The sequence below is a fragment of the Neisseria sp. P0021.S005 genome, assembly GCF_051956955.1.
This window is the reverse complement of record NZ_JBQCWY010000966.1, coordinates 1-449: the sequence shown is the minus strand read 5'-3', so window position 1 is coordinate 449 and position 449 is coordinate 1. Positions and strand designations below refer to the sequence as shown.

Below are 449 nucleotides of genomic sequence, written 5' to 3'. Positions count from 1 at the left end.
TTGCTGTCGGGGAAAGTTTTATTCGGATAGGTGCTGCCTGCATAAACTTTGCTGACGGCACCGGTCAGATTGTCCACTGTCAGGCTGTCGCGCGGACGGGCGGTCTCGGTGTGTTTGTATTCGGCGCCGGCAACGACGGTTTGTTTGACCGCGCCGTCAAATTCCCATACGCTGCGTCCGTTCAGCCCGCGTATGGTCTGATTGAAACCGTAGTCGGAATAACGGGTCGAGTTACCTAATTGGCGCGTGCCCATACGCGTAATGCTCGCATCGACGGCATCGTCTTCCGTACGCAGTTTTTGCTGATAGGCAGTCAGGTTGGCTTCTTTCAGACGGCCTTCGCCAGTGTAGCGGTAGCCTGCTTCGATACGTTGACGGCGGATACGGTCGCGGGCGTTGCTCTCAGATGTTGCGATGGTTACCGGCCCGCGCGATTGCGAACCCAAGCC

Annotated in this window: 1 pseudogene; it reads right to left on the bottom strand. The window is 57.5% G+C overall.

The annotated features are described in order from the left end of the window. Nucleotides 1-449: pseudogene (locus tag ACTHUE_RS20405) on the bottom strand (TonB-dependent hemoglobin/transferrin/lactoferrin family receptor); the annotation flags it as partial.